The sequence below is a fragment of the Ruminococcus sp. RTP21484sp1_RTP21277st1_D2_RTP21277_210401 genome (assembly GCF_040924225.1).
GTDB lineage: Bacteria > Bacillota > Clostridia > Lachnospirales > Lachnospiraceae > Blautia_A > Blautia_A faecis.
The window spans coordinates 44750-57235 of record NZ_JBCOMJ010000013.1 but is presented as its reverse complement, the minus strand read 5'-3'; the positions used below and the strand labels follow the sequence as shown (position 1 = coordinate 57235).

Here is a 12486-nt window from a genome sequence, read left to right as displayed (position 1 = left end):
GTAATATGCCGGGGCAATGGAGAATCTGGCATTTGCCATGATCTACAATACAATCACTGGAAATACAGATGCAGTAGAGGAAAATGGCGAGGCAGTCCGTCTGCACCAGAATTTCTGGAGCTTCACAAAGGAAAATGTGAAAAGGGACACAAATTTAGTTTTTCATTTAAGATAAATGTGAAAAAAATGTGAAATTAGCACTCGCCTATTGACAGTGCTAACAATACGTGTTATATTACATGCAGAACAAAGGAAGAGAGAAAAAGAAATCTTCCAGTTTTAACAAAGATGTTAATTAAACACGCAAGTGTTCACAATATAAGGAGGAATGGATTATGTTAATGCCTAGTATTTTTGGAGAAGATTTATTTGATGACTGGATGAGATTACCTGTAGAAAGAGAGAATCACAGAGGTTACAGAGCTGCTGAATTGATGAAGACAGATATTAAGGATGTAGATGGAAATTATGAGCTGAGCATTGATCTTCCAGGCTTCCATAAAGAGGATGTGAAGATTCAGCTGAAGGATGGCTATCTGAACATTCAGGCTTCCAGAACCGAGAATAAAGATGAGAAAGACAATAACGGTAAATACGTTCACAGAGAGCGTTACACCGGACAGTGCTCCAGAAGCTTTTATGTAGGTAAGGAACTGGAGCATGAGGACATCCATGCGAAATATGACAATGGTGTTCTGACTGTTACTTTCCCGAAGGAAGCGAAGAAGAAAGTGCCTGAAGAGAAGAAATTTATTTCTATTGAAGGCTGATTCCCGGGGAAAGAGTTGTTTTAACAGATAAGAATTTCCGTGGGAAACTGGTAACAGATAATAACTGGCGCGGAGTAGTTCACCTGCTTCGTGCCGATGAAATAGATGATTGAAATAGATAATATAGAGTGTGCATTAGCCGTGAATCAGAAGCGGTGGCTGATATTGCCGACTTACATAAGTAACGAGTGAAAGCGGCAGAGCATGTTTTATTTGATGTGCTTGCAGTGTATAGATTATTCAGCAATATTGAAATAATGGTAAACAGCTTCTTTTATATAGATTGTGTTTCATTTTAAGACGATTTCTTAATTTACATAGATTTTGTTTCATACCCCCTCATTTCCTGCCGGCTACCCACCGGCAGGTTTTTTCTTATGTCTTTACATCATTTCACCTGTCTGCTATACTTGTCTGGAATTGTTGATAACTGCAAAGGATAGAACAAAAAATCTCCCACAAATTATGATGTACATCTTGCAGAAAGCCTTTTCAAACAGGCTCCAGAGCATGAAAACAAGATGTTGCTGCAATAATCGTGGATGGCAAAAATATGTTACTGTTTACCTGTTCACAGTAACAAAAACATTTTCAGAAAAGGAATTTACCCATGAATTACATTGTATTTGACCTGGAATGGAATCAGAGTCCGGGGGGAAAAAGGTGGTCTAACAGCCGTCTGCCTTTTGAAATCATAGAAATCGGCGCCATAAAACTAAATGAAGAGAAAGAAATTGTGGATAGCTTTCAGCGTCTGATCAAGCCCCAGGTGTACAATTGGATTCATGACAGCATTCATGAAGTGATTCACATGAATTATAAGGATCTGCAGAAGGGAACTCTTTTCCCGCAGGCCATCATGGAATTTTTGGAATGGTGTGGCGAAGAATATATTTTCTTTACATGGGGAAATCAGGATGTAATGGAACTGCAGCGGAACATGAAATATTATGGAAAACTTTCCCTGCTGAAAGGTCCTGTGACTTATTATGATGTGCAGAAATTATTTGCCATTCGTTATGAAGAAAATGACGAGCGCCGTGCCCTGGAATTTGCTGCTGATAAAATGGGCGTGGAGAAGAAAATGGATTTTCACCGCGCTCTGGGAGATGCTTATTATACTGCATGTATTCTCCAGAAAATAGAAGATAAATACATTTTTCCAAACTCATCCCTGGACGTGTATCAGAATCCCAAGAGTAAGCGTGAAGAGATTCACATATCATATCCAACCTATGATAAATATGTATCCCGAGAGTTCTATTCCCGCGAAAAAGCCATGAAGGACCGGGAAGTAACCAGCACGAAATGTCCATTATGCCATAATCCGGCCAAGCGTAAGATACGTTGGTTTATGAATAATTCCAAGGTTTATTACAGTGTGTCCCTTTGTCAGGAGCACGGCTTTGTACTGGGAAAAATCAGGATTCGCCGAACGGAAGACAATAAGTATTATGTAATTAAGAAGCTCACCAATGTAACAGATGAAGAAGCCGATGAAATCCGCCAGAAACGTGATGCTCATCGTGCCAAACGGAGACTGAAGAAAGAGGAGCAGTAAATCCGTGAAACTACTGCTTGTAATGAATGAAAAACTAACATTTGGTTAATAGAAAAATCCTCTCCAATCACATATGCTGTTTATAAGTAATACAACAACAGCGTATAAAAAGGAGGGGATTTTATGAGTTTAAGAAATTATTTTTACAGGTTTGGGAAATACATTCTGACATTTTTCTTTGTAACACTGCTGATGGTTCTCTTTGGTCCGCTGCGGGCGCAGGCTGCTATTACCAAGGAAGTTACCTCGGATGGTTTTAAACTCAGCGGAACGGGCTGCATGAATGTGTGGGATGGAGACGAATTCCGCTATTATATTGGTTATCAGATTCCTCATGAAGACTCCATGGATTACAAGGTAGATGTGACTATGACTTTTCAAAGCTCCAGTCTGACACCAGGCAGGGCAAGCGTGTATCTGGATGACGACAGCATACCCTTATATTCAAACGGAGGTACGGTGCTGCAGGGCTCAGCCACCTTCTCCAAATCTGATGAAATGGAATTGATGGAAATATTTGTAAATTACGATAGTTTTCCAAGTGAGCAGAACGTAGATTTTTCCATCTCGGTAAATGTACGACAAAACCACAGGAGTGTTTCTGGTAACGGTTGACGATCCTTATGTTTTTTATTCAAATAAGGATTCGTCCAAATATTCTGTAAGTATTTCGGACTCATCGGTAGCACAGGTTACAGGCATTACTCCAAAATCCAATGACAGCTTTGAGGTAAGCGTATATTTTGCAAAAGCAGGTTCAGCGGATTTCATTTTTAAATATGGAAATCAGACGAAAAAGGTGACCTTCACAGTAGCGAAAACAGTCATAACTGTTTCCAGTTCCATCTCCCTGAAGGTGGGGGATACCACCATGTTTTCCAATTATGTTTTCAAAACTGGCGGTGGAAGCATCACCATCAAGAAAGTGAAATCCAGCAATAAAAAGATCGTTGATGCAGCCGGAGGATTCCTGATCGCAAAGAAGCCTGGCACTGCCAAGGTAAGCGCCCTGGTAAATGGCAAGCGGAGAACCATAACCGTGATTGTCGGCAAAAAGCCTGCCCCCAAGCCAAAACTGAAACAGCTTCAGGTAAAAGTGAAGGGCTATAAATATTATCCGGATTCTGGCAAAACCATATACACAACCCGTTTCACCAATAAATCCAAAAGTACCATCACCAAAGTGAAGCTGAAATTCACCATGACCATTAATGAAGAAATGACCCGAACCAAAACCTTCAAGGTCAATATAAAACCGGGAAAGACAAAAACCATGAAGCTGAATATAGGAAAATTAATAGCAGATCCTTCAAATATTAAGGTGAAATGCCTGAAATTCTGGTATAAGAGTTGAGGAAAGAAACTGTAGTAATAGGGGCATTTCGAATAAAGATATAAAAGAATATTGTGTAAAGTAGAGGAGTTGCAATAAAAATAATACAGGGCTAAGAACGAAAATGCGTAATGCAGTTTTCATTCTTAGCCCTTATTCTATAAAGTCGGTGTTGTCAGCAGACTGGTCATGATCGACCGTTCATACTGCATTCCCCATCCAACCATCTGGCCATTGAAATAATACTTGCTCTTTAATCTCAATGGTCCCACAGCGTTGGAAAGAATGGCCTGTTTCTTGGTAAGAACACTGAGGTCTGTTCCTGTGGGGATGGTCACGTATACATTTTTTGTGTAGTAGAATGGATAAGTATTTCCGCAATTATTCAGCAGATACTGTTCACTTGGAAGATTTTTCTTCGGGACAGGATTCTTGCTGATTTTCATTTTTTTACATTCGAAATTGTCGAAACCGTAATCCAGGAGACTTTTTGTGTCAGCCCAGGCGCCATTTACGGAATTCATCACAACTGCAACCAGGGTCATATTGCCGCGCTTGGCATAGGTGATCAGAGTCGCACCAGCAGCATCTGTGTAGCCTGTTTTTCCACCCAGAACACCATCGTAGGCGTAATCCCTGCCAGCCATCATTTTGTGATGATTGAGCAGATAGCGGGTTTCTGTAAAAATATTGGTAGGCGGAATTTCATAAAGATCTGTGGTGAAAAATTTCCTGCAAAGTGGATTCTGCCATGCAGCCTTGGCTATCTTTGCCATGTCGCCTGCGGTGGTTACATGAGTCTCATCAGGAAGTCCGTTAGGGTTATTAAAATGGGTGTTTTTGCATCCAAGCTGCTGGGCTCTGGTGTTCATCAGTTCTACAAACTTCTTCACAGAACCGGAAACCTCTTCCCCAATACCAAGTGCCATTTCATTGGCTGATTCCAGCATCAGTGCCATAAGACATTGTTCAACTGTAAAAACCTCTCCGGCATCACCATAAATGGTGGAGCTTCCCGCTTCAATTCCGTAAGCCGCCTGCTGGGAAAGGGTAAGCTGTGCGTTCACGTCCAGGTTCTCACATCCAAGAAGACAGGTGAGAAGCTTGGTAATACTGGCCGGGTAAAGCTGAGTATTAGCATTCTTGGAATACAGGACCGCCTCTGTGTTTAAGTCCATGAGAACTGCTGACTGCGCCTCAATCTTAGGACCCTCCGGCCAACCCTCAATGGAATCGGTATCAGCTGCCTGTGCATAATATTCGGTATGCGGATCCGGAGTAGGAGTGGGAGATTCGCTGGCAGTGTCTGTAGCTTCTGCCCAGACAGCGCCCGTCTGCCCAAGCAGCATTGCTGCTGTCAGGATTCCACAGAAAATCCGCTTTATTTTCATATGAAGATTTTTCCTGATCATATAAAATCCTTTCTTAAAATAGTACATAAAATTCCCAATACGTAATTGCATTATACCACTTTTCTTTATGTAAAACTATTAAAAGAGTGTGAATTGTTCACAGCACCCCGGAAAATCCACAAATTCAGCATTATTTTCCCCTATTCTCCCCATTTTTTCAGCGGAAAAACACTTGACATATAGAAATTCAGACCCTTATAATAGACAGGAAACAGAATAGTTAAAGACTGTGATGGAGACAGTAAGCTGATTTTGAACGTTTAAGGTTGTGCAGACACAGACAGCAGCAATCTTTTCAGCGAGACGGGGATGGTGTAAGCCCGCCGCAAGTAGATTCAGCCGAAGATCACTCCGGAGTTTTATCTCTGAAGGAACAAGTAGGAGATAACGGAATTCCCCCGTTACAGGGAGCGTGTATCGGCTGCGTGTGCAAGCCTGTACAATGTAACAGGTGGTATAACGAGTGCTGACAGCTTTCGTCCTTTTGCAGGATGAGAGCTTTTTTTATGCAGACGGAGAATCCTGCAGGCAGGATTCTTTATGTAACAGGAAATCCCAACAGCAATCGACTGATAATTTTAAAGGAGGAAAAAGCTTTGTACCAGAAAGTAGACACGAATCTGAATTTCGTAGATCGCGAGAAAAAAGTAGAAGAATTCTGGAAAGAAAACCATATTTTCGAAAAAAGTATGGAAAACCGTAAAGAAGGCCCGACTTACACATTCTATGACGGACCGCCAACAGCAAACGGCAAGCCGCATATCGGCCATGTGCTGACACGTGTTATCAAGGATATGATCCCAAGATACCGTGCAATGAAGGGTTACATGGTTCCGCGTAAGGCTGGATGGGATACCCATGGTCTTCCGGTAGAGCTTGAAGTAGAGAAGAAGCTTGGTCTGGATGGAAAAGAGCAGATCGAGGAATACGGTATGGAGCCGTTCATCCAGCAGTGTAAAGAGAGTGTCTGGAAATACAAAGGAATGTGGGAGGATTTCTCCTCAACAGTTGGTTTCTGGGCTGATATGGAGCATCCATATGTAACTTACGAGGACAATTATATTGAGTCCGAGTGGTGGGCACTGAAAGAAATCTGGAACAAAGGCCTCTTATACAAAGGTTTCAAGATCGTTCCTTACTGTCCACGCTGCGGAACCCCGCTTTCATCCCAGGAGGTTTCCCAGGGCTATAAATTAGTAAAAGAGCGTTCTGCGATCGCACGTTTCAAAGTGGTTGGAGAGGACGCATATTTCCTGGCATGGACCACAACACCGTGGACACTGCCTTCTAACGTTGCACTTTGCGTAAATCCGGATGAGACTTACTGTAAAGTAAAAGCAGCAGACGGATACACTTATTATATGGCAGAAGCACTTCTTGACAAAGTACTTGGCAAGCTTGCAAAGGAAGAAGAGCCTGCATATGAAGTTCTGGAAACTTATAAAGGTAAAGACCTGGAATACAAGGAATATGAGCCGCTGTTTAAATGCACAGGTGACTATGTAGCATCCAAGGGCAAGAAAGCGCATTATCTCGTATGTGATAACTACGTTACCATGAGTGATGGTACCGGTATCGTTCATATCGCTCCTGCATTTGGTGAAGACGACAGTCGTGTAGGACGTGAATATGACCTTCCGTTTGTACAGTTTGTAGATGGCAAGGGTGATCTTACTGCTGAGACACCATATGCCGGTGTATTTGTTAAGAAAGCAGACCCAATGGTACTGGCTGATCTTGAAAAAGAAGGCAAGCTGTTCGATGCTCCGAAATTTGAGCATGATTACCCACACTGCTGGCGTTGTGATACACCACTGATCTACTACGCAAGAGAATCCTGGTTTATTAAAATGACAGCTGTTAAAGATGACCTGATCCGCAATAACAACACCATTAACTGGATCCCGGAGAGCATCGGTAAAGGACGTTTCGGCGACTGGCTTGAGAACGTTCAGGACTGGGGAATCAGCCGTAACCGTTATTGGGGAACTCCACTGAATATCTGGGAGTGCAGCTGCGGTCATATGGAATCTGTTGGAAGCCGTCAGGATCTCTATGAGAAAACTGGTGACGAGCGCGCCAAGACCGTAGAGCTTCACCGCCCATACATTGACGAGCTTACCATGAAGTGTCCGGAGTGCGGCGGCACTATGCACCGTGTACCGGAGGTTATTGACTGCTGGTTCGATTCAGGAGCAATGCCATTTGCACAGCATCATTATCCATTTGAGAATCAGGAATTGTTCAAACAGCAGTTCCCTGCAAACTTTATTTCTGAGGCTGTTGACCAGACAAGAGGATGGTTCTACTCCCTTCTTGCTGAGTCCACTCTTCTGTTTAATCAGGCTCCATATAAGAATGTTATCGTTCTTGGACATGTTCAGGATGAGAACGGCCAGAAGATGAGTAAGTCCAAGGGAAATGCAGTTGATCCGTTTGATGCACTTCAGACATACGGTGCAGATGCCATCCGCTGGTACTTCTACATCAACAGTGCACCATGGCTGCCGAACCGTTTCCATGGCAAGGCTGTTCAGGAAGGTCAGCGTAAATTCATGGGTACTCTGTGGAATACTTATGCATTCTTTGTACTTTATGCAAATATTGATAACTTTGATGCTACCAAATATACGCTTGACTATGACAAGCTTCCGATTATGGATAAATGGCTCCTCAGCAAGCTGAATACACTTGTAAAGACTGTTGACGAAGATCTGAACGACTATAAGATTCCGGAGACTGCAAGAGCACTTCAGGGCTTTGTAGACGAGATGAGTAACTGGTATGTAAGACGCTGCCGTGAGCGTTTCTGGGCAAAGGGCATGGAGCAGGATAAGATCAATGCTTACATGACTCTTTACACAGCACTGGTAACAGTTGCCAAGGCTGCAGCTCCGATGATCCCGTTCATGACAGAGGATATTTACCAGAATCTTGTAAGATCTCTGGACAAAACAGCTCCGGAGAGTATTCATCTCTGCGACTTCCCAGAAGTAAAGGAAGAGTGGATCAATAAAGATCTGGAAGAAAACATGGAAGAAGTTCTGGATGTCGTTGTTCTTGGCCGTGCATGCCGTAACACAGCAAACATCAAGAACCGTCAGCCAATCGGAACCATGTATGTAAAAGCTCCGAAGGTGATGGATAAATATTTCACAGACATTATTGCAGACGAGCTGAATGTAAAAGAAGTGAAATTTGCAGACGATGTGGAATCCTTCATTTCCTACAGCTTCAAACCACAGCTTCGTACAGTTGGACCGAAATATGGCAAGCTTCTTGGCGGAATCCGTACTACACTTGCAGAAATCAACGGCAGCAAGGCCATGAGCGACCTGAAAGCAAACGGTGTACTTGTACTTGATATTGATGGAAACAAGGTTGAGCTTACAGAGGAAGACCTGCTCATCGAGACTGCGCAGACAGAAGGTTATGTAACAGAGTCTGAAGGCGAGACTGCAGTTGTTCTGGATACCAACCTGACACCTGAGCTGATCGAAGAGGGATTTGTCCGCGAGATCATCAGTAAAGTACAGACCATGCGTAAAGAGGCTGGCTTCGAGGTTATGGATAAGATCCGTGTTTCTGTAAAAGATAATGACAAGATTATCGAGACCATGAAGGCAAACGAGGCTGAGATCAAATCTGAAGTTCTGGCTGAGAAAGTCGTTTATGGCGAGACAGATGGTTATGTAAAAGAGTGGAATATCAATAAAGAGCATGTAACTCTTGGTGTTACAAAGCTTTGATTTAACATACAACAGGAGGATCAAAATGATTGACAAACAGTTTGACAAAGAAACCTTCAAGAAAAGTGTAAAAGACAACGTTAAGTTTCTTTACCGCAGAAAGCTTGAAGAGGCAACTCAGGAGCAGCTTTTCCAGGCAGTAAGCTACACTGTGAAGGATGTAATCATCGATAACTGGCTTGATACACAGAATGCTTATGAAGAGCAGGATCCGAAGATCGTATACTATATGTCTATGGAGTTTCTTATGGGACGTGCCCTTGGAAACAACCTTTTAAACCTTGGCGCATACGGTGAAGTGAAAGAAGCTCTTGAAGAGCTTGGAATCGACATCAATGCACTTGAGGATCAGGAGCCGGATCCAGCACTTGGAAACGGCGGTCTTGGAAGACTTGCAGCATGCTTCCTTGATTCCCTTGCTACACTTGGATACAGTGCATATGGATGCGGAATCCGTTACCGTTATGGTATGTTCAAACAGGAAATCAGAGACGGATACCAGGTTGAAGTACCGGATGCATGGCTTGAGGAAGGCTATCCATTTGAGCTTCGTCGTCCGGAGTATGCAAAAGAGGTACACTTCGGCGGATATGTAAGAGTTGAATATGACCAGGCAACCGGTCAGAACAAATTTATCCATGAAGGATACCAGGCAGTAAAGGCTATCCCATACGATATGCCAATCGTTGGATACGAGAACAATATAGTAAATACACTTCGTATCTGGGATGCAGCTGCTATCGAAGAATTTGGATTTGATTCCTTTGACAAAGGTGATTACAAGAAAGCCGTTGAGCAGGAGAACCTCGCAAAGGATATCGTAAACGTTCTTTATCCGAACGACAATAAAATGTCCGGTAAAGAGCTTCGTCTGAAACAGCAGTACTTCTTCGTATCTGCAAGTATTCAGGCTGCAATCGAGAAATATAAGAAAACACATAATGATATTAAGAAGCTCCACGAGAAAGTCGTATTCCAGATGAACGATACTCATCCAACTATGGCAGTTGCAGAGCTTATGCGTCTTCTTATGGATCAGGAAGGTCTTGGCTGGGACGATGCCTGGGCTGTAACTACCAAATGTGTTGCTTACACCAACCATACCATTATGGCTGAGGCTCTTGAGAAATGGCCGATCGAGCTGTTCTCCAGACTTCTTCCACGTGTATATCAGATCATCGAAGAGATTAACCGTCGTTTTATTATTGAAGTACAGAACAGATATCCTGGAAACTATGAGAAGATCAAAAAGATGGCAATCATCTATGACGGACAGGTTAAGATGGCTCACCTTGCAATCGTTGCAGGCTTCTCTGTAAATGGTGTTGCAAGACTTCATACAGAAATCCTGAAGAATCAGGAGTTAAAAGACTTCTATGAGATGATGCCTGAGAAGTTTAATAATAAAACCAACGGTATCACTCAGAGACGTTTCCTTCTTCACGGAAACCAGAATCTTGCTGCATGGATCACAGACCATATTGGACCAGACTGGATCACAGATCTTTCCCAGATCGGCAAGCTGAAAGTATACGCTGATGATGAGAAAGCACTTCAGGAGTTTATGAACATTAAATTCCAGAACAAACAGCGTCTTGCGAAATATATTCTGGAGCACAATGGTGTTGAAGTTGATCCTCACTCCATTTTCGATGTACAGGTTAAGAGACTTCATGAGTATAAGAGACAGCTTCTCAATATCCTTCATGTAATCTATCTGTACAATCAGATTAAATTACATCCGGAGATGGATTTCTATCCAAGAACCTTCATCTTTGGTGCGAAAGCATCCGCAGCATATGAGCGCGCGAAAAAGATCATCAAACTGATCAACTGCGTAGGTGATGTTGTAAACAACGATCCGGCTATCAACGGCAAGATCAAAGTTGTATTCATCGAGAACTACAGAGTGTCCAATGCGGAGATGATCTTTGCAGCAGCAGATGTTTCCGAGCAGATTTCTACTGCAAGTAAAGAGGCTTCCGGTACAGGTAACATGAAGTTCATGCTGAACGGTGCTCCTACACTTGGAACCATGGACGGTGCAAACGTAGAGATCGTTGAGGAAGTTGGTCAGGAGAACGCATTCATCTTCGGTATGAGCGCTGACCAGATCATTAACTATGAGAACCATGGCGGATACGATCCAGACTTTATCTACAACACAGATGCTGAGATCCGTCAGGTACTGATGCAGCTGATCAATGGAACCTTCTCCAGCGATACAGAGCTGTTCAGAGATATCTATGATTCTCTTCTGAACACTAAGAACTGCTCCAGAGCAGACCAGTATTTCATTCTCGGAGACTTCAGATCCTATGCTGAGGCTCAGAAGAGAGTGGAGGCAGCTTACAAGGATGAGAAGAAGTGGGCGAAGATGGCGCTTCTGAACACTGCATGCAGTGGCAAATTCTCCTCTGACAGAACCATCCAGGAGTATGTAGATGATATCTGGCATCTGGATAAGGTTGTTGTAACCAAGAGCGAGGCTGCTGAGAAATAAATAAGGGCAGATTCATTTTGCGAAAAAAATTATAAGAAATAATAAAGGCTGTGTTCATGCCAGGATAAATAAATTCTGGCATAGACACAGCTTTTTATATAAGATCAGAAATCTTCTTTCTGCCAGTACTCATAGGGCAGCATATGATACATTTTCCTTACGGTAGTCCGTTGACTGACATAGAGCTTTGCCAGCTTGCGCTTCTGTATATAAAGATCTTTAGGCATTTCTTCAAGGTCGTAGGGAACTTTGTCGTTTACATAATACTTTCCAAAAGAATAGAAAGCAGCATCGCAGTTTGTCTCTTTATAGGCTTCTTCTACAAGCTGGTGAGTCATCTGGTGGTGGTGATGGCCGTACTCGCCGTCTGCGTTGTGAGTGGCAACCTGTTTCCAGTTTTTGTAGTTCAGGACTGTGGCAATATCTGCCTCCATATCTTTTTTCCAGTAGTTCCAGCTGCTGCGATCTTTTCCGATTTTGTCCGGGTAGGAAAGAATCAGATATTTGTCCCCGGTAGCTTCCATTACGGATTTAAATTCTGCGCTTCGAACCGGATCATTTCCACGGGTCATACATACTACCAGATACTTCTCCTCAATCAAATGCCGTCCTCCCCAGAGCAGATCATCATCTGGGTGTGCCACAAACATCACCTTGTCGTAACCATCCAGATCAAGGGCGTCCAGATCGGCAGCAGTTACATGTGGCAGATTCAGGTAAGGATAAAAGAGATAAAGCTTATGGCCGGCAAAGGCAATCGCGCTTAGTATTACAATTGCCGCCAGTAACTGTTTCCAGTGCCGCACTGACCAGGAAAAAAGACCGACAATGCTGGAACTGGCAGAAAAATTATTTTTCATATCAGGTACTCCAGTCTGAGTTTATTAGTATAAACGAAATGGTTATCTCAATTATACTATATTTTTCATAAGTTACAAGCCAGAGCATGTTTGGTCCGTGTGTTGGTTTATATGCTTGCGGTGCCTATTGCCTGGTATCTGGGAACCTTTAATTTTAATGGATATTCAGATGAAATTTATGGATGGAATGACTGCCGTCAGGAAAATCAGGGAAATGTTGATAGATTGCAACGTTTCTCTGCGGCTTTCTGCCTGGTCTGATTGCGTTTGCAAGGAAAGCGGATATAGGTCTAAATAA

Annotated in this window: 9 protein-coding genes and 1 pseudogene; 8 read left to right on the top strand and 2 right to left on the bottom strand. The window is 42.9% G+C overall.

All coding sequences use genetic code 11. The annotated features are described in order from the left end of the window. Positions 1-37 precede the first annotated feature (37 nt). The 6 genes and pseudogenes from AB5706_RS10445 (at position 38) to AB5706_RS10420 (ending at position 3685) form a co-directional block, all read left to right on the top strand. Positions 38-175, top strand: coding sequence for a hypothetical protein (locus AB5706_RS10445; RefSeq protein ID WP_173773020.1), 138 nt, complete (start codon positions 38-40; stop codon positions 173-175). A 160-nt stretch (positions 176-335) separates the two neighbouring features. Further along, positions 336-770: an Hsp20/alpha crystallin family protein gene (locus tag AB5706_RS10440; RefSeq protein ID WP_173734793.1), complete on the top strand. Its 435-nt coding sequence runs from the start codon at positions 336-338 to the stop codon at positions 768-770. A 446-nt stretch (positions 771-1216) separates the two neighbouring features. Beyond that, positions 1217-1306 (top strand): annotated as a pseudogene (locus tag AB5706_RS10435) (DUF6783 domain-containing protein); the annotation flags it as partial. A 74-nt stretch (positions 1307-1380) separates the two neighbouring features. Further along, positions 1381-2331: a 3'-5' exonuclease gene (locus AB5706_RS10430; RefSeq protein ID WP_173734792.1), complete on the top strand. Its 951-nt coding sequence runs from the start codon at positions 1381-1383 to the stop codon at positions 2329-2331. Between the two features lie 123 nt (positions 2332-2454). Continuing rightward, positions 2455-2946: a hypothetical protein gene (locus AB5706_RS10425; RefSeq protein WP_368366060.1), complete on the top strand. Its 492-nt coding sequence runs from the start codon at positions 2455-2457 to the stop codon at positions 2944-2946. Then, positions 2906-3685, top strand: a complete 780-nt coding sequence (locus tag AB5706_RS10420) for a hypothetical protein (RefSeq protein WP_368366059.1) — start codon at positions 2906-2908, stop codon at positions 3683-3685. The genes AB5706_RS10425 and AB5706_RS10420 overlap by 41 nt, the downstream gene beginning before the upstream one ends. Positions 3686-3822: 137 nt before the next feature. Here AB5706_RS10420 and AB5706_RS10415 read toward each other — a convergent pair whose 3' ends face one another. Then, a complete protein-coding gene (locus AB5706_RS10415; protein WP_226837465.1) occupies positions 3823-5055 on the bottom strand; it encodes a D-alanyl-D-alanine carboxypeptidase family protein in 1233 nt (410 codons plus the stop codon). A 617-nt stretch (positions 5056-5672) separates the two neighbouring features. Between AB5706_RS10415 and ileS the strand changes: the two genes are divergently transcribed. Together ileS and AB5706_RS10405 are read left to right on the top strand one after the other, a co-directional pair. After that, the gene (gene ileS / locus AB5706_RS10410; RefSeq protein WP_368366058.1) at positions 5673-8825 is read left to right on the top strand and encodes an isoleucine--tRNA ligase; all 3153 of its coding nucleotides are present in this window, start codon (positions 5673-5675) and stop codon (positions 8823-8825) included. Between the two features lie 28 nt (positions 8826-8853). Continuing rightward, on the top strand, positions 8854-11328 hold the full coding sequence (locus AB5706_RS10405; RefSeq protein ID WP_347161125.1) for a glycogen/starch/alpha-glucan phosphorylase: 2475 nt from the start codon (positions 8854-8856) through the stop codon (positions 11326-11328). Between the two features lie 104 nt (positions 11329-11432). Here AB5706_RS10405 and AB5706_RS10400 read toward each other — a convergent pair whose 3' ends face one another. Further along, entirely contained in the window at positions 11433-12188 is a 756-nt protein-coding gene (locus AB5706_RS10400) for a PIG-L family deacetylase (protein ID WP_237963733.1), read from the bottom strand. Between the last annotated feature and the right edge of the window lie 298 nt (positions 12189-12486).

What these genes read in the sequence shown, in the direction of transcription:
- AB5706_RS10445 (WP_173773020.1), top strand. Translation starts at nt 38, where the DNA reads ATGATCTACAATACAATCACTGGAAATACAGATGCAGTAGAGGAAAAT.
- AB5706_RS10440 (WP_173734793.1), top strand. Translation starts at nt 336, where the DNA reads ATGTTAATGCCTAGTATTTTTGGAGAAGATTTATTTGATGACTGGATG.
- AB5706_RS10430 (WP_173734792.1), top strand. Translation starts at nt 1,381, where the DNA reads ATGAATTACATTGTATTTGACCTGGAATGGAATCAGAGTCCGGGGGGA.
- AB5706_RS10425 (WP_368366060.1), top strand. Translation starts at nt 2,455, where the DNA reads ATGAGTTTAAGAAATTATTTTTACAGGTTTGGGAAATACATTCTGACA.
- AB5706_RS10420 (WP_368366059.1), top strand. Translation starts at nt 2,906, where the DNA reads ATGTACGACAAAACCACAGGAGTGTTTCTGGTAACGGTTGACGATCCT.
- AB5706_RS10415 (WP_226837465.1), bottom strand. Translation starts at nt 5,055, where the DNA reads ATGAAAATAAAGCGGATTTTCTGTGGAATCCTGACAGCAGCAATGCTG.
- AB5706_RS10400 (WP_237963733.1), bottom strand. Translation starts at nt 12,188, where the DNA reads ATGAAAAATAATTTTTCTGCCAGTTCCAGCATTGTCGGTCTTTTTTCC.